16 protein-coding genes and 1 other RNA gene are annotated in these 14,086 nt (G+C 67.7%); 8 read left to right on the top strand and 9 right to left on the bottom strand.

Annotated elements, in window-relative coordinates; all coding sequences use genetic code 11:
• Positions 1–13: 13 nt before the first annotated feature.
• From QF040_RS29745 to QF040_RS29720, 6 genes are all read right to left on the bottom strand, one after another.
• Positions 14–220 (bottom strand): DUF1656 domain-containing protein, encoded by a 207-nt coding sequence (locus QF040_RS29745; RefSeq protein WP_013539373.1) that lies wholly within the window; start codon positions 218–220, stop codon positions 14–16.
• Entirely contained in the window at positions 217–2,349 is a 2,133-nt protein-coding gene (locus QF040_RS29740; RefSeq protein WP_429613946.1) for an FUSC family protein, read from the bottom strand. The genes QF040_RS29745 and QF040_RS29740 overlap by 4 nt, the downstream gene beginning before the upstream one ends.
• On the bottom strand, positions 2,350–2,796 hold the full coding sequence (locus QF040_RS29735; protein WP_429614713.1) for a MarR family winged helix-turn-helix transcriptional regulator: 447 nt from the start codon (positions 2,794–2,796) through the stop codon (positions 2,350–2,352).
• Between the two features lie 167 nt (positions 2,797–2,963).
• An RNA gene (gene rnpB / locus QF040_RS29730) (RNase P RNA component class A) lies at positions 2,964–3,321 on the bottom strand.
• 141 nt (positions 3,322–3,462) lie between these two features.
• Complete coding sequence (locus QF040_RS29725) at positions 3,463–3,990, bottom strand: shikimate kinase (protein ID WP_429613945.1); 528 nt, start codon at positions 3,988–3,990, stop codon at positions 3,463–3,465.
• Positions 3,987–4,937 carry a cupin domain-containing protein gene (locus tag QF040_RS29720; protein ID WP_429613944.1) on the bottom strand — a complete coding sequence of 317 codons (951 nt, stop codon included), beginning with the start codon at positions 4,935–4,937 and terminating at the stop codon, positions 3,987–3,989. Before QF040_RS29720 ends, QF040_RS29725 begins: the two co-directional genes overlap by 4 nt.
• Positions 4,938–5,036: 99 nt before the next feature.
• Here QF040_RS29720 and tehA point away from each other — a divergent pair, with 99 nt between their 5' ends.
• From tehA to QF040_RS29690, 6 genes are all read left to right on the top strand, one after another.
• Complete coding sequence (tehA, locus tag QF040_RS29715) at positions 5,037–6,002, top strand: dicarboxylate transporter/tellurite-resistance protein TehA (protein ID WP_429613943.1); 966 nt, start codon at positions 5,037–5,039, stop codon at positions 6,000–6,002.
• Positions 6,003–6,070: 68 nt separating this feature from the next.
• Complete coding sequence (cysK, locus tag QF040_RS29710) at positions 6,071–6,991, top strand: cysteine synthase A (protein WP_307510640.1); 921 nt, start codon at positions 6,071–6,073, stop codon at positions 6,989–6,991.
• A gap of 84 nt (positions 6,992–7,075) precedes the next feature.
• Positions 7,076–8,722 (top strand): NAD(P)/FAD-dependent oxidoreductase, encoded by a 1,647-nt coding sequence (locus tag QF040_RS29705; protein ID WP_307687494.1) that lies wholly within the window; start codon positions 7,076–7,078, stop codon positions 8,720–8,722.
• Positions 8,722–9,279 carry a VUT family protein gene (locus QF040_RS29700; protein WP_429613942.1) on the top strand — a complete coding sequence of 186 codons (558 nt, stop codon included), beginning with the start codon at positions 8,722–8,724 and terminating at the stop codon, positions 9,277–9,279. The genes QF040_RS29705 and QF040_RS29700 overlap by 1 nt, the downstream gene beginning before the upstream one ends.
• Positions 9,280–9,284: 5 nt before the next feature.
• Positions 9,285–9,914: a flavin reductase family protein gene (locus tag QF040_RS29695; protein ID WP_429613941.1), complete on the top strand. Its 630-nt coding sequence runs from the start codon at positions 9,285–9,287 to the stop codon at positions 9,912–9,914.
• Between the two features lie 65 nt (positions 9,915–9,979).
• The gene (locus QF040_RS29690) at positions 9,980–10,909 is read left to right on the top strand and encodes a ProQ/FinO family protein (RefSeq protein ID WP_429613940.1); all 930 of its coding nucleotides are present in this window, start codon (positions 9,980–9,982) and stop codon (positions 10,907–10,909) included.
• Between the two features lie 21 nt (positions 10,910–10,930).
• On the opposite strand, the gene QF040_RS29685 is transcribed toward QF040_RS29690, so the two are convergent.
• Positions 10,931–11,179: a hypothetical protein gene (locus QF040_RS29685; protein ID WP_429613939.1), complete on the bottom strand. Its 249-nt coding sequence runs from the start codon at positions 11,177–11,179 to the stop codon at positions 10,931–10,933.
• A gap of 98 nt (positions 11,180–11,277) precedes the next feature.
• On the opposite strand from QF040_RS29685, the gene QF040_RS29680 reads away from it, so the two are divergent.
• Together QF040_RS29680 and QF040_RS29675 are read left to right on the top strand one after the other, a co-directional pair.
• A complete protein-coding gene (locus QF040_RS29680; RefSeq protein WP_429613938.1) occupies positions 11,278–11,721 on the top strand; it encodes a hypothetical protein in 444 nt (147 codons plus the stop codon).
• Complete coding sequence (locus QF040_RS29675; RefSeq protein ID WP_429613937.1) at positions 11,718–12,260, top strand: hypothetical protein; 543 nt, start codon at positions 11,718–11,720, stop codon at positions 12,258–12,260. Before QF040_RS29680 ends, QF040_RS29675 begins: the two co-directional genes overlap by 4 nt.
• Positions 12,261–12,339: 79 nt before the next feature.
• Here QF040_RS29675 and htpX read toward each other — a convergent pair whose 3' ends face one another.
• Positions 12,340–13,212, bottom strand: coding sequence for a protease HtpX (gene htpX, locus QF040_RS29670; RefSeq protein ID WP_013539363.1), 873 nt, complete (start codon positions 13,210–13,212; stop codon positions 12,340–12,342).
• Positions 13,213–13,363: 151 nt separating this feature from the next.
• Positions 13,364–14,086 carry a DUF3025 domain-containing protein gene (locus QF040_RS29665; RefSeq protein ID WP_429613936.1) on the bottom strand — a complete coding sequence of 241 codons (723 nt, stop codon included), beginning with the start codon at positions 14,084–14,086 and terminating at the stop codon, positions 13,364–13,366.

Here is a 14,086-nt window from a genome sequence, read left to right as displayed (position 1 = left end):
GGGAATCTCTTCGTCATTGAAGGTGTGAGGTGAGGCGGCTCAGTGCGTAGAGCAGCAGCAGGTAGAGCGCCATGTCGAACAGCGCCGGGTGCCACACCCAGCGGTAGAGGCCGGTGGCCGCAAGCAGGCGCCGCACGCCCCAGAGCGCGAGCAGCGCACCAGCGGCGAGCACCATGAGCCATGGCAGGTAGAGGCCGTAGAAACTGGCTTCGCCGATCATGTGGAAGCTCCTTGAAGAACTGCGGGAGGGACTGCTGCCAGCGAAGGCGGCGCATCGGGGAACAGGTTGCGGCGCAGGCCGACCAGCGCGGTAACGGCCGCGCGCGATGCCGAAGAGGTGTCGCGCGCGGCGAGCACCGCATGGAGCGCGTCGTCGATCTGCGGCAGCAGGCCTTGCGGCCGCGGCGTCATGCGGCCTTCGCCGCGCTGGCGGAAGAAGCGCGAGATGCCGCCCAGCAGCGCGGCCGAAGTGGCCAGCGGCAACTGCGCGCGCACGCGCTGCAGCACGGCGATGTCGGCGCCCATGCGCAGGTCGCGCAGCGCGTCGTTGGCGGCCACGCCTTCGATGGTGCCGCCGGCCTGCGCGATGCGCGGCGCGAGCAGGCCGATGCGGTCGAGCATGCGCACCGCGTAGGCGTCGCCCTGCGCGTACTGCGGTTGCGATGAAGCGGCCATCTCGCCGAGCTCGCGCCAGGTCGCGCGCTGGATGCGGCGTGCGCTCCAGTCGGCGCCCACCGAGCGCACGAGGCGCGTGACGCGGGCCGCGACCAGCACGCCGACGATCTGGCCGATCATGCTGTTGATGAAGCTCACGAGGTCGGCGCTGGCGGTGTCGTGCATCGCGAGCGTGCCGGCCACGCCGAAGATCATCGCCATCGCGGGCATGAAGTGCGTCGGCCGCGGCAGGTAGAGGCCGAGCAGCAGGAAGAGTGGCGCGCAGATCGCGACCAGCATGCCGAAGTCCTGCACCGTGGGCATGAGCACCAGCACGTAGACGGCGGAGATCGGAACGGACCACAGCGTCCATTTCAGGAAGCCGTGGATCGCCGGCACCGGGTCGTCCATGGTCGCGAAAAAACAGCAGAAGACGGCGGCCATCATGGTGGCGACCGAGCCCATGGTCCAGCCGGTGAGGATCCAGAACGCGCCGCACAGGCAGATGGCGATGACGGCCGCGAGTGCGGAGAGCAGCGCCATGCCGTAGTCGCGGTGCAGCGCGCGGTTGCCGAGTGCGGCGGTGCGGCGCAAGGGGGCGGCGCCCTTGAGGCCTTCGTCGATGTCCAGGCGCAGTTGGGCGCACGCGGTCCAGCCGTCGACGAGTTCTTCGAGGCGGCCGGCGAGGCCGATGCGCAGGGCGCGGCCCCAGGCGGTGGGTTGTTGCGCGCCGGTGTCGGCTTGCGGTGTGGCGCTCAGTGCGGCGATGGCGTTGCGCAGGGCTTGCAGGCGCTCGGTGCGCGAGGTGTCGTCGCTCGCGGGTTCGGCTTCCGCGCGCAGCCATTGCGCGGCCTGCGCGAGCGCCGCGGCCACGTCGGGTGCGAGCGCGCCTTCGGCCTCCTCAAGCGCGAGCAGTCGGTCTTCGACAGCCGAGAGCGCGGGCGTGAGCGCGGCGACGCGATCCTGCATCGTGCGGATCGCGCCGGCCGTCCAGCGCAGGTGCGTGGTGTCGAAGGGCACATGGGTGGAGAGCAGGCGCAGTTGCGTGATGTCGCCCGCGAGGCGGCGGCGGTCGGCATCGAGGCGCTTGGGATCGGCATCGCTGCTGCTCTTGCGGCCGGTCGGCTGCAGCAGGTCGCCGAGCCACTTGCGCGCGTCCTGCAGCGTGCGGTCGAGCAGGCCGAGCACGGTGGGCGCGAGGCCCATGGGCAGCACGAGGCTGTGGACCAGCGTGGCGCAGAAGATGCCGAGGCCGATCTCCTCGACGCGCGCCACGGCGGTGTCGAACAGCACCAGCGGCGTCTGCACCGACGGAAAGCCAATCAGCGCAGCCGTGTAGCCCGCGAGCATGAAGACGTAGGAGCGCGGCGTGCGGTCGAAGAGCGAGATGCACAGGCACAAGCCCACCCACAGCGCGAGCACCAGCGTCAGCAGCTCGGGCGCATTCGAAAGCGCGGGCACCAGGAGCACCGTCGCCGTGCAGCCGATCAGCGTGCCGAGGAAGCGGTACACCGCCTTGGAGCGCACCGCGCCGGCCAGCGGATGGGCCACGATGTAGGTGGTCATGAGCGCCCAGAACGGCCGCGGCAGGCCGGCGCGGCTGGCAAGGTACATCGCGAGCATCGCGGCGGCGAAGCTCTTGCCGGAAAACAGGAGCTCCGCGCGGCTGAAGCGCGGCAGGCGGAGCGTGGTCATTTACTTGCGGCCTTCCTGCTGTGTTGCCAGCGCGTTGCGGCCCAGGCGCTCTTCGAGCGTGGCGAAGACGCGCAGGCAGGCGGCGATGTCGTCGTCGGCAACGCCTTCGAACAGCGTGTTGCGCATCTCGCTCAATGCGGCTTCGATGGTGGCGCATGCCTTCACGCCGGTGGGTGTGAGGTGCAGGGTCTTGGCGCGGCGATCGGCCGGGTCTTCGAGTCGTTGCACGAGGCCCGCATCGACCAGTTGATCGACCGAGCGCACCAGCGACGGTCCCTCGATGCCCAGCACGGAGGCGAGCATGCCCTGGCGCATACCGTCGCCCATGCGGCCGATCATCACGATGGGCCAGGCCAGCGTCTGCGACACGCCGACATGGGCCACCGCCTTGTCGGCCACGGCACGGTAAGAGCGCTGCAGCGTGGACAGCGACATGCCAAGGTGCATGAGCGCGTGTTCGCGGGTCTGGGTTTTCTCGGAGGTGGTCACGCCGGATAGATATTAGTTAGCTTGCTATCTATTATACGGGTAACTACCGATCCGTGCAGCGGCCACGCTCGCGCCCGCCCGGGGCGCCGGCGAACCGGGAAAGAAAAACGGGGGAAAGAAGAAAAGTGTGAAGCCCGCCGATAAGCCGGATTCTGTGCACCGAAGGCCTCTTGCGAAGCCTTCGGCGTGACCGCCATTACTCTGGGCCGTTTGTCGCCAAACGGCTCGATGCCACCTACCCGCCAGCTCAGCGGAACCACCTCGATACTGGCCTACTTGGTGTTGCTGCGCGCAGAGATTGCCCGTTTCACCCGAACTGAATCGGCTCGTCTCTGTTGCTCTGATCCTCACCTCACGGTGGAGAGTCGTTAACTCCTGCGCTGTCCTGTGCAGTCCGGACGTTCCTCCAGTGCGGTCTTTCGACGCGGCGCCCTAAGGCGTCGCCCCTTTCGGGCTTGCACCAGCGGCGGTCTGGCGTGCTTCACACGGCGATTATCGCCCGGCGAACGAAGCTGGATTTCGACCGTGTGGCGCGCGCCCTGTTCAAGAGATCATTGCGCCCGGAGACACCAAGGCCTAGTTGCCTCCGAGCGGGTCAGCCTGAAGCCGGATCGCGCCCGGCAGCTACAGCGCAAGCACGCGCGCAATCTGCCGCGCCGCTTCGTCGGGCGGCGTGGCGGTGGTGTCGATCGTCAGCTCGGCCGGCGGCATCGCCCGCTCCGCCTGTTCGAACTGCGTGCGCAGTTCCTTCAGCAGTGCCAGCGAACGCAGCTTGCCGAACTCGGCGCGGCTCGCGGCATCGATGCGTTTTTCCTGCGCGTCGCGCGAGAGCGTCAGCCGCACGAAGGCCGTGCTGCCGCCCGCACCGGCCACGGTCTGGGCCGCGCGCTGTGGAAAGTCCGGTGCCACCGAGGGCTCCGGCGCAAAGGTGAAGACCAGCGAGCGCCCCGCCACTGCGGCCTCGCGCATCATGGCCAGCCACATCTGTTCGCGCAGCCTGATGAAAGGCTCGCTGCCGAAGGGGAATACCGCCGCGACGGCATCGACGACCAGGTGGTTGTGAAAGACCGCGAGGCCGCTCAGGCGGCCCAGCTCCCTTGCGATGGTGAGCTTGCCGGAGGCGACAGGCCCATGGATGAACACCAGTTTCATGACTCCATTCTGCCGACACCCGTGCGCCGGAACCGCCCCGGCGTGATGCCTGCGTGGCGCGCGAAGGCACGGTTGAACGCAGCCTCGGACCGGTAGCCGACCGCCTCGGCGATGCTGGCGGTATCGCGCCCGCCTTGTGCCAGCAGGCGCGACGCGAGTTCCATGCGCAGCGTGGTGAGAAATTCGAGCGGCCCGGTGCCCACGCGCCGCGTGAATTCGCGCGCGAAGGTGGCGCGCGACAGGTGGCAACGCTCGGCCAGCGATGCCACGGTCCAGGGCTCCTGCGGCTGCGCCAGCATCGCCCGCAGCCCGGGCGCGAGACGCGGACTGGCCATGAGGCCCAGCACGCCGGTGAGCTCGGGCCTCGTTTCCAGGTGCGCGCGCACCGCCAACGTGAAGAGCGTGCCCGACAGTTGCGCCACGACCGCCGCGGCGCCGGCGCGCTGCTGCGCGATCTCCTCTGCCATGAGCCGCACCAGCCCTTCGAGCCACACGAAGCCGGGACGTTCGGCGAAAGCGATCACCATCGGCTCGGGCAGCGCCTCCAGCAGCACGCTGCGCCGCCGGCCGGGGAATTCGAACTCGCCGCAGAGGATGTCGGTGTCCGCCTTTTCGGGGCGCCTGAGGTTGGTCTTGAGATCGAGCAGTCCGCCGGTCCGCAGCCTGATGGCCCGGCCCTCGCCCTGCAGTCCCGCGGTGCGCAGCACATGCGCCGGCCCGCGCGGCAAGATCACGAGGCTGCCCTCCTCCAGCGGCACCAGCGTGCGGCTCTCGGGCAGCCAGAGTTCGCAGCGCCCGCGCAGCACGATATGAAAGGGCGCGCGCCACGGGCCGATGGCCTCGTGCGGCGCCGCCCAGTCCTCGCCGAACAGGCAATGCAGGTCCATGCGCCCGCGCAGGCCGAGCCAGTCGACGAGTTCGCTCAGGGGGTCGGCATGCGTGTTCATTTGAGACGATGGAGCAAATTTTTAGAGGCTCAAGAGCATTCAAAATCTTACCCTCAGCGCCCAGAATTCATCCAACGATCCTTCCCCCAGGTGAACCGAATGACTTCCGAGCGTGCCCCCATCCCCGTTTCCTATTTCGGCATTGCCGTCGGTGCGCTGGCGCTGGGCAACGCCTGGCGTGTCGCGGTGCCGCTCTGGCATCTGCCGCAGGACATCGCCCATGTCGCGACATGGAGCAGCCTCGCGGTGTGGCTCGCGTTGCTGGCGCTCTACGCCCACAAGTGGCTGCGCCACGGCGACGCCGCACGCGCCGAGATGAACCACCCGGTGCAGTCGTCGTTCGCGTCGCTGGTCCCGCTGGCCAGCATGCTCGCGGCGATGGCGCTGCTGCCCTACGCGCGCGGGCTGGCGCTGGCCGTGTTCGTTGTGTCGGTCGTGGCGTCGCTCGCTCTCGGCCTCTGGCTCTACGGGCGCACATGGCAGGGCGGGCTCGCATCCGAACTCGTCACGCCGGCCTTCTACCTGCCGGCTGTCGGACAGAACTTCGTGGCCGGCACGGCCGCAGCCGCATTCGGCTGGCCGCAATTGGGCATGTGGTTCTTCGGCGCGGGGCTCTTCTCGTGGCTGGCCATCGAATCGCTGATCCTCGGCCGCGCGGCGACGCACGCACCGCTGTCCGAGGCGTTGCGCCCCACGCTGGGCATCCAGCTCGCGCCGCCGGTGGTGGGGGGCGTCACGTACATGAGCCTGAACCACGGCGCGCCCGACCTGTTCGCACAGGTGCTGCTCGGCTATGGCCTGTTCCAGGCGCTGCTGCTCCTGCGCCTCTTGCCGTGGATCGCCAGGCAGCCCTTCACGCCGTCGTACTGGGCCTTCACCTTCGGCGTGGCGGCGCTCCCGACCCTGGCGATGCGCCTGGTCGCAGCCGGCGCCACCGGGCCGGTCGAATGGGTCGCGCCGGTGGCCTTCACGGCGGCCAACGCGATCATCGGATTCCTGGCGTTTCGGACGATCGCGCTCTTGGTGCAAGGCCGGCTGTTGCCGGCTGCAACACCCTCGCGCTGAAGCGGTCACGGGCTGGTCTCACAATGCGCGCTGTCCGCTGAACAACCGCATCCAAGGAGATTCATTCCATGAAGGCCCAGAACATCCTCCAGACCATCGGCAACACGCCGCACATCCGCATCAATCGCCTGTTCGGCAATGCGAAGCAACAGGTGTGGATCAAGTCGGAGCGCGCCAACCCCGGCGGCTCGATCAAGGACCGCATCGCGCTCTCGATGGTGGAAGACGCCGAGAAAAGCGGCGCGCTCAAGCCCGGCGGCACCATCGTCGAACCGACCTCGGGCAACACCGGCATCGGCCTCGCGATGGTGGCGGCGGTCAAGGGCTACAAGCTGATTTTGGTGATGCCCGACAGCATGTCGATTGAGCGCCGCCGCCTCATGCTGGCCTACGGCGCCACCTTCGACCTCACGCCGCGCGCCGGCGGCATGAAGGCCTCCATCGCCCGCGCCGAGGAAATCGTGGCCGGCACGCCGGGCGCGTGGATGCCGCAGCAGTTCAACAACCCCGCCAATGTCGAGGTGCATGTGCGCACCACGGCCGAGGAAATCGCAGCCGACTTTCCCGATGGCATCGACGTGATCATCACCGGCGTGGGCACGGGCGGCCACATCACCGGCGTGGCGAAAGTGCTCAAGAAGAAGTGGCCGAAGCTGCAGGTGTTCGCGGTGGAGCCGGTGGCTTCGCCCGTCATTTCGGGCGGCGCGCCGTCGCCGCACCCGATCCAGGGCATCGGCGCGGGCTTCATCCCGAAGAACCTCGACACCTCGCTGCTCGACGGCGTGCTGCAGGTCGATGCGGAGCCGGCCCGCGAAATGGCCCGCCGGTGCGCGCAGGAAGAAGGCATCCTCGTGGGCATCTCGTCAGGCGCGACGCTCGCGGCCATCGCGCAGAAGCTGCCGTCGCTGGCGCCCGATGCGGTGGTACTGGGGTTCAACTACGACACGGGGGAGCGTTATCTCTCTGTCGAGGGTTTCCTGCCGGCCTGAACACCGGTCATCCGCCAGCTATCCCTTTCATAGCGCCCCGGCGCGTAAAATCCGCGGTCTGCTTGATAACCACAAGCCACCGCCATGCTGAGAATCTCCGAACTCAAACTCCCGCTCGACCACGCGCCTGAAGCGCTGGTCACCCTGATCGCCCGGACCCTCGACGTCCCGCTCGAAGCGATCGCCTCGCACACTGTCTTCAAGCGCAGCTTCGATGCGCGCAAGGTGGACCTGCTCACGGTCTACATCTGCGACGTGCAGCTGGCCGACGCGAAGCTCGAAGCCGCGTTGCTCGCGAAGCACGCCGGCCATCCGCACATCCAGCCCGCGCCCGACATGCGCTACACGCCGCCGGCCGACGCGCCCGAAGGCACGAGCCGCCCCGTGGTGATCGGCTTCGGCCCCTGCGGCATCTTCGCGGCGCTGATGCTCGCGAAGATGGGCTTCAAACCCATCGTGCTCGAACGCGGCAAGACCGTGCGCCAGCGCACCCGCGACACCTGGGGCCTGTGGCGCAAGAGCGTGCTCAACCCCGAGTCGAACGTGCAGTTCGGCGAAGGCGGCGCGGGCACGTTCTCCGACGGCAAGCTCTACAGCCAGATCAAGGACCCGCGCTTCCTCGGCCGCAAGGTGATGGAAGAGTTCGTGAAGGCCGGCGCGCCGCCCGAAATCCTTTACGTCGCGCATCCGCACATCGGCACCTTCAAGCTGGTGAAGGTGGTGGAGAACATCCGCGAACAGATCGTCGCGCTCGGCGGCGAAATTCGCTTCGAGCAGCGCGTGACCGATGTGCAGATCGAAGACGGCCAGCTTCGCGGCCTCACGGTGCTCGACCAGACCACCGGCCAGTCGAGCGAACTGCGCGCCGACCACGTCGTGATGGCGCTCGGCCACAGCTCGCGCGACACCTTCGCGATGCTGCACGAACGCGGCGTTCACATCGAGGCCAAGCCCTTCTCGATCGGCTTTCGCGTCGAGCATCCGCAGGGGCTCATCGACCGTGCGCGCTGGGGCCGCCACGCAGGCCATCCGCTGCTCGGCGCGGCCGACTACAAGCTGGTGCATCACGCGAGCAATGGCCGCTCGGTCTACAGCTTCTGCATGTGCCCGGGCGGCACGGTGGTCGCGGCCACCAGCGAGCCGGGCCGCGTGGTCACCAACGGCATGAGCCAGTACTCGCGCAACGAACGCAACGCGAATGCGGGCATCGTGGTGGGCATCGATCCGAAGGACTTCCCCGGCGATGCGCTCGCGGGCATCGCGCTGCAGCGCGATCTCGAATCGAACGCCTACCTGCTCGGCGGCAGCAACTACCACGCACCGGGCCAGCTCGTCGGCGACTTCGTGGCCGGCAAACCGTCGACCGCACTCGGCAGCGTGACGCCTTCGTACAAGCCGGGCGTGACGCCGACCGACCTGCGCGAGGCCCTGCCCGCCTACGCCATCGAGGCGATGCGCGAGGCCTTCCCCGCCTTCGGCCGCAAGATCAAGGGCTTCGATACGCACGACGCGGTGCTCACCGGCGTCGAGACGCGCACCTCGTCGCCGATCCGCATCACGCGCGGCGACGACTTCCAGAGCCTCAATGTGCGCGGCCTCTACCCCGCGGGCGAAGGCGCGAGCTACGCGGGCGGCATTCTCTCGGCGGGCGTGGACGGCATCAAGGTGGCCGAAGCGGTGGCGCGCAATGTGCTCGCCGCGGCCGAACGCGAACGCACGGCGAACGTCTGATGCAGACCACGTCTTTCGCACGCCCCACCGCCGGCCAGTTCGCCATTGCCACGCTGGCCATGGCCGCGGTGGTGCTGGCCTCCAACATCCTGGTGCAGTTCGCGCTCAATGACTGGCTCACCTGGGGCGCCTTCACCTACCCCGTGGCGTACCTCGTGAGCGATCTCGTCAACCGGCGCTTCGGCCCCGGCATGGCGCGCCGCGTGGCGTGGGTCGGCTTCGCGGTCGCCATCGTGGCCTCGCTGCTGCTCGCGCCGGTGCGCATTGCGCTCGCCTCGGGCTTGGCCTTCATCGCCTCGCAGCTGCTCGACATTCGCGTGTTCGACCGCCTGCGCCGCGGCCTCTGGTGGCGCGCGCCGCTGGTGGCGACCGTGATCGCGGCGGTGCTCGACAGCATCGTCTTCTGGGGCATCGCCTTCGCGGGCACCGACGGTCCCTGGCTCACCTGGGCGGCGGGCGACCTTGCGGTGAAGCTCGGCGTAGGCGTGCTGATGCTGCTGCCGTTCCGGCTGCTGATCGGCCGCACGGCCGCGCGCACCTCGGCCCTGAGCCATTGAAAGCCATGATGTCCAGCAACGACGATTTCCACTACTACGAGCCCGCCAAGGGCCACGGCCTGCCGCACGATCCGTTCAATGCGATGGTCGGCCCGCGCCCCATCGGCTGGATCTCGTCGCAGGACGAGAACGGCGTGCTCAACCTCGCGCCCTACAGTTTTTTCAACGCCTTCAACTACACGCCGCCGATCGTCGGCTTCGCGAGCATCGGCGCGAAGGACAGCCTGCACAACATCCGCCAGACGCGCGAGTTCGGCTGGAACCTCGCCACGCGCCCGCTGGCCGAGCGGATGAACCAGTCGTGCGCGATGGTGCCGCCCGAAGTGAACGAGTTCGAGCTCGCGGGCCTCACGCCGGTGGCTTCGAAGCAGATCGCCGTGCCGCGCGTGGCCGAGAGCCCCGTGTCCTTCGAGTGCCGTCTCACGCAACTGATCCAGCTCGAAGGCGTCGATGGCGTGCCGGTGCAGACCTGGCTCGTGCTCGGCGAAGTGGTAGGCGTGCATATCGCGCGCCACCTGCTGAAGGACGGCATCTACGACACCGCGGCGGCACAGCCCATCCTGCGCGGCGGCGGTCCGGCCGATTATTTCGAGATCAGCGCCGACAATATGTTCAGGATGTTCCGACCGCGTTGAATGCGCGCAACCGGCTTCCTGTTGTTCCTCTTTCCATCCCATCGCGCCCACCGCCGATCCCACGTATGACCGACGCATCCACCGCCGCCCCGAACACGAACGCGCGCAACGCACGGCGCCCGCGCCAGGACCTGGCCGAGCAGCTGCAACAGCTGAAGACGGGCGCAAGCGACGGCGCCCCCGCGAGCTCCGACGCGCAAGCGTCAGCCGAACAGCAGCCGCGCCAGCAGCAAGAACAGCGGCCACCGCGCGACAGGAAGCCGCGTCCGCAAGGGCAGGGACAGCAGCCCCGGCAGCAGCAGGGCCGGAAGCCGCAAGCGCAAGCACAGGCACAACCGCAGCGCGCGCCGCGCAAGGTCAACCCGGTGCTCGAGCGCCTGTTCGAGCTCTACCCGCAGCTCTTCGGCGCACGCTTCGTGCCGCTCAAGCTCGGCGTGTACGAGGAACTGATCGCGCGCCATCCCGAAGACTTCAAGGCCGAAGACCTGAAGATCGCGATGGGCCAGCACGCACGCTCCACGCGCTACCTCGAAGCCGTGGCCGCGGGCCTCGCGCGCCATGACCTCGACGGCAACGCGCTCGATCCGGTCGCGCCCGAACACGTGCACCACGCCATCCTCGAACTGCACCGCCGCCGCATGCACCGCAACCCCGGCGAAGACCTGCGCCCGCAGCTCGTGGCGCGCATCGCCAAGGCGATCGAAGCCTCCGGCCTGGACCGCGAAGCCTATGCCGTGCTCGTGCGCTCGCGCGACGCGAACAACAACGCGGTGGTCGATGAGGCACTGGCCGAACTCGCCCAGCAGGCCGCCAAGCGCGAAGCGCTGCTGCGCGCCTTCGAGGCCAGCGGCCGCAGCGAGCAGGAGTTCGCCGACATGTACGGCATGAAGCCGGGCGAGGTGACGCGCACGCTGGAGCGCGCGCGGGCCGAGCGGCAGGCGCCGGCTCCCGCGGCGCCTGTGGCCGAGTCCGAGTCAGAGCCGGCAGCGGACTGACGCACGGGGCGCGCGACGCCCTCAGGCGGAGAACACACCGCACGACGAAACGTTCGGCCCCGCCTCACCTGCTACCAGGCGGGCCTCGATTTCCGGCAGCATGCCGGCCGCCGACGCGGCGAGCACGCGGTATGTGGCAGTGTCATCTGCGCAGCCTTCGCAGCTGAAAAAACGGTCAACCGTGCCGTCGTCGCCCACGCGGCATTGCCGGCGTGCGCGATCGGTGAAGGCCACATGCTTGGGCAGCAGTTGGTCCTGCTGCGCCAGCAAGTTTTACCAGTTTTGCGCTAAATCCTGATACGCCAGGAAACATATTTAGACATTCAAGCTACATTCCCCCGGCCCATTTCGGGTGAGGAGGAACCAATTTGAAAAAACACATCAGGCTGCTGCTCGCAGCCGTGGCCATTTCGGTGCTCGCGAGCGGCTGCGCGATCAACCGCGCGACCGCCACCGTCGACCCCTCAGCCAATCTCGACAAGCTGCGCGTCGTGCAGGTCAGGAAAACCGAGGGCGAGGACGGCACGATCCAGAAGCTGGTCGCGGGCAATCTGCGCAAACGCGGGTACGAGGTGTCGGAGGACGCCAAAGCCCCTGAAAAAGTCGACGCTGTCGTCACCTATGTCGACAAGTGGATGTGGGACATCACCATGTACCTCATCGAACTGACGGTCATCGTGCGCGACCCCAAGTCCGACTTCCCGCTGGCCAGCGGCAATTCGTTCCACACCTCGCTCACGCGTCTCTCGCCGCCCGAAATGGTCGACGAAGTGGTTGGCAATATCTTCAAAGAATCGGAAAAACAGAAATGATCCATCAAGCCTTTCGCCGCGCCGGTGCGCTGGCAGTTCTCGCCGTTGTCATCGTCCTTGCAGGTTGCGCCTCGCCGGCCAATCGCGATGCGATGACGGCCAGCAGCATCGCTTCGAGCAAGAAGCTGCCGTATTCGCTCTCGGTCAAGACCGGCGGCGGCAATGAAACGAACCCCCTGTGGAGCGCGGATATCTCCAACGATGACCTGCGCGCAGCCATCGAGAAATCGGTCACGCAGACGGCCTTGTTCAAGGAGGTTGTCCAAGGCAAGAGCGGGGAATACGAGTTGTCGGTCTCGATCGCAAAGTTGACCAAACCCACATTCGGCGCAGCGTTCACGGTCGACATGGAAGCCGGCTGGACACTCATCAAGATCTCCGACAAATCAGTGGCGATGCGCCAGGTCATCAAGTCGACCTACACCGGTGGCGCGTTCGATTCGCTCGTGGGCACCACTCGCCTGCGCATGTCGGTGGAAGGTGCCGCGCGCAACAACATCAAGCAGGGCCTGCAAGCCATCGCGGCACTCGATCTCTGATCGATCGACACACGGTCTCGCAAAAGAAAAGGGGCTGGTCGATCGACCAGCCCCTTTTCCATTTGTCTTGCCGTTCGGCTCAGCGCGCGTTCTGCAGCGCGGCAATGCGCTCTTCGATCGGCGGGTGCGTCGCGAACAGCTTGCCGATGCTGCCGGTGATGCCCATGGCTTCCACCGCCTTGGGCAGTTCGCCGGCGGGCAGGCCGCCCAGGCGCGCGAGCGCGTTCATCATCGGCTGCTTCTGGCCCATGAGCGCGGCGGCGCCGGCGTCGGCGCGGAACTCGCGCTGGCGCGAGAACCAGGCCACCACCATCGCGGCGGCGAAGCCGAGCACGATGTCCAGCACGATGGTGCTCACGTAGTAGCCGATGCCGGGGCCCGAGGAGCGGTCGTCGCCGCGGCGCAGGAAGCTGTCGACCGCGTAGCCGATCACGCGCGAGAGGAACACGACGAAGGTGTTCATCACGCCCTGGATCAGCGTCATCGTGACCATGTCGCCGTTGGCGATGTGGGCCACTTCGTGGCCGATGACGGCCTCGACTTCTTCGCGCGTCATGTTCTGCAGGAGGCCGGTGGACACGGCCACGAGCGACGAATTCTTGAAGGCGCCGGTGGCGAAGGCATTGGGCTCGCCCTCGAAGATCGCGACCTCGGGCATGCCGACGCCGGCCTTGTCGGCGAACTTGCGCACGGTGGCGACGATCCAGGCCTCGTCGGGCGACTGGGGGTTGTCGATCATGCGCAGGCCGGCGGTCCACTTGGCCATCGGCTTGCTGATGAGCAGCGAGATGAACGCGCCGCCGAAGCCCATGATGAGCGCGAAGCCCAAGAGCGCCGTCAGGTTCAGCCCGTTGGCCGTGAGGAAGCGGTTGACGCCGAGCAGGCTCGCGACGATGCCGAGCACTGCGACGACCATCACGTTGGTCAAAACGAACAGAAGGATACGTTTCAAGTTGAATTCTCCGTGGGGGAACTGCCGCTCAGATGAGGGCCGGCGGGCCCTCTTCAAGCCATGCGGTGATGCGGGCGCTTCTTTGTTGTTGGGATACTGACGCGGCCCCGGCATGGCGGCTGCGGGTAGAGCAATGATAGGAGCAAAAGTTCTACGGACGGGGGCGGAAGACCTTCGGATCGTCGTAGTACTCGGGCGACGCATTGGCGGCGCACCATCCCGGTACGCCCAGCACGGGAAGCGGCACGAAGGGCTTTTGCGCGAGCCATTCCGGGCCAAGGCGACGGGCCAGTGCGGCGTCGTCGAGGGCGTTCGAACGCGTCGCATCCGGCAGCAACACATGCGCCGTCGCGGCCTTGCGGGGCGCGATCAGTTTCTCAAGAAGCGCATGGCCGAATACGAGCAGGCGCGCCTCCGACCACAGGGCGCGCTGCGTCACGAAAAGCGCCTGCCAGTCGCGCGCCACCAGCGCGTCCCACAACGCGGCCGGTGCATCGAGCACCGCGCCGTTCTCATCGAACAGCGTGAGCGCGTCGCGCAACGGGCCACGGGTGGCGCCGACACCGGCGCGGGCGATTTCGGCGGCCTGCAGTTCGTTCAGGCGGCGCTTGGTTTCGGGAAACGCGAGCCAGACCAGGCCGTTGAAGAAGTCGTGCAGGTTGTCGCGGGTCGGCACGGTGCGGGTCTGGAAGATGTGCGCTTCGTAGGCCTGGCCGGCAGGCAGGCTGTCCTGGTGCACGAAGTCGGGCGCCGAGGGCGGCTTGATCGCCTGCAGCGCCGAGGCGACCGATGCATCGCTTGCCTGCGTAACCGCTTCGCCACTGGCGCGATAGGGCGCAAACCAGGGCTGCGCCCAGTCGACCGGCGGCAGCAT

It is taken from the genome of Variovorax sp. W2I14, from assembly GCF_050435205.1.
In the GTDB taxonomy this organism is placed as follows: Bacteria; Pseudomonadota; Gammaproteobacteria; order Burkholderiales; family Burkholderiaceae_C; genus Variovorax; species Variovorax paradoxus_C.
The sequence above is the reverse complement of the archived record's forward strand: the minus strand, read 5'-3'. Positions and strand labels throughout refer to the sequence as shown.

Bases quoted from the DNA above. Each gene is read 5' to 3' on its own strand.
- QF040_RS29745 (WP_013539373.1), bottom strand. From the start codon at position 220: ATGATCGGCGAAGCCAGTTTCTACGGCCTCTACCTGCCATGGCTCATG.
- QF040_RS29740 (WP_429613946.1), bottom strand. From the start codon at position 2,349: ATGACCACGCTCCGCCTGCCGCGCTTCAGCCGCGCGGAGCTCCTGTTT.
- QF040_RS29735 (WP_429614713.1), bottom strand. From the start codon at position 2,796: ATGCACCTTGGCATGTCGCTGTCCACGCTGCAGCGCTCTTACCGTGCC.
- QF040_RS29725 (WP_429613945.1), bottom strand. From the start codon at position 3,990: ATGAAACTGGTGTTCATCCATGGGCCTGTCGCCTCCGGCAAGCTCACC.
- QF040_RS29720 (WP_429613944.1), bottom strand. From the start codon at position 4,937: ATGAACACGCATGCCGACCCCCTGAGCGAACTCGTCGACTGGCTCGGC.
- tehA (WP_429613943.1), top strand. From the start codon at position 5,037: ATGACTTCCGAGCGTGCCCCCATCCCCGTTTCCTATTTCGGCATTGCC.
- cysK (WP_307510640.1), top strand. From the start codon at position 6,071: ATGAAGGCCCAGAACATCCTCCAGACCATCGGCAACACGCCGCACATC.
- QF040_RS29705 (WP_307687494.1), top strand. From the start codon at position 7,076: ATGCTGAGAATCTCCGAACTCAAACTCCCGCTCGACCACGCGCCTGAA.
- QF040_RS29700 (WP_429613942.1), top strand. From the start codon at position 8,722: ATGCAGACCACGTCTTTCGCACGCCCCACCGCCGGCCAGTTCGCCATT.
- QF040_RS29695 (WP_429613941.1), top strand. From the start codon at position 9,285: ATGATGTCCAGCAACGACGATTTCCACTACTACGAGCCCGCCAAGGGC.
- QF040_RS29690 (WP_429613940.1), top strand. From the start codon at position 9,980: ATGACCGACGCATCCACCGCCGCCCCGAACACGAACGCGCGCAACGCA.
- QF040_RS29675 (WP_429613937.1), top strand. From the start codon at position 11,718: ATGATCCATCAAGCCTTTCGCCGCGCCGGTGCGCTGGCAGTTCTCGCC.
- QF040_RS29665 (WP_429613936.1), bottom strand. From the start codon at position 14,086: ATGCTGCCGCCGGTCGACTGGGCGCAGCCCTGGTTTGCGCCCTATCGC.